1 protein-coding gene and 1 pseudogene are annotated in these 1045 nt (G+C 66.0%); both read left to right on the forward strand.

What is annotated here, in order from left to right; all coding sequences use genetic code 11:
* A pseudogene (locus MOV74_RS38895) lies at positions 1–486 on the forward strand (DUF2232 domain-containing protein); the annotation flags it as partial.
* A 49-nt stretch (positions 487–535) separates the two neighbouring features.
* Positions 536–1045, forward strand: a 510-nt coding sequence (rplI, locus tag MOV74_RS38900) for a 50S ribosomal protein L9 (protein ID WP_246932895.1), incomplete at its 3' end; no start/stop codon positions are given.

Raw genomic sequence — 1045 nt, forward strand, 5'->3', positions numbered from 1 at the left:
CAAAGCTCCGGCGAAGCCGGTCAGCTCGTCGACGCGCTGGTACGCATCGCACCGGCCGGGGCCACCATCATCGCGATGATGACGCTGACCCTCAACCTCTGGCTCAGCGCCAAGATCACCGCGACGTCGGGCCGGCTGCGGCGCCCGTGGCCGGACATGATGACGGCGGAGCTGCCGCCGATGACGCTGGTGGCGCTCTGCATCGCGCTCGCCTTCTGCTTCACCGGCGGGCTGCTCGCGATCGTCGCTCAGATCACCGCGGCCGCGCTGATGATGGGCTATGCGCTGACCGGCTTTGCCGTGCTGCATACGCTCACGCTGGCGCTGAAGAGCCGCACGTTCTGGCTCGGCTCGACCTACGCCGTCGTGGTCGTGTTCGGATGGCCCGTGATCGCGATGGTGATCCTCGGCCTTGCGGATGCCGTGTTCGGCTTCCGTGAGCGCTTCCTGCGCAGCCGGCAACCGCCGCCACTGCCGACCCCTTGAGTTCAAACCCGAAACTGAAACCCACAGAGCACTTCAAAGGAGAACGAATATGGAAGTCATTTTGCTGGAACGCGTCAACAAGCTCGGCCAGATGGGCGAAGTCGTGAAGGTTCGCGACGGCTATGCCCGCAATTTCCTGCTCAAGCGCGGCAAGGCGCTGCGCGCCACCGCCGACAACAAAGCCAAGTACGACGGCATGAAGGCCGAGCTCGAGGCCCGCAACCTCGCCTCGAAGGGCGAAGCCTCCAAGGTCGCCGAGAAGATCGCGGGCAAGAACATCATCGTGATCCGCCAGGCCTCCGAAGCCGGCCAGCTGTTCGGCTCGGTCAACGTGCGTGACATCGTCGTCGCGTTCGAAGCGGACGGCATCTCGCTGGCCCGCCCGCAGGTCCAGCTCGACGCGCCGATCAAGACCATCGGCAAGCGCTCGATCACCGTCGCCGTTCACCCCGAGGTCGAGGTCGAGATCACCGTCACGGTCGCACGCAGCCAGGACGAGGCCGAGCGCATCAACCGCGGCGAGGACATCTCGACCCGCAACGAGGACCGCGACGCGGCC

Origin of the sequence: Bradyrhizobium sp. SHOUNA76 (assembly GCF_023006445.1) — a bacterium.
GTDB lineage: Bacteria > Pseudomonadota > Alphaproteobacteria > Rhizobiales > Xanthobacteraceae > Bradyrhizobium.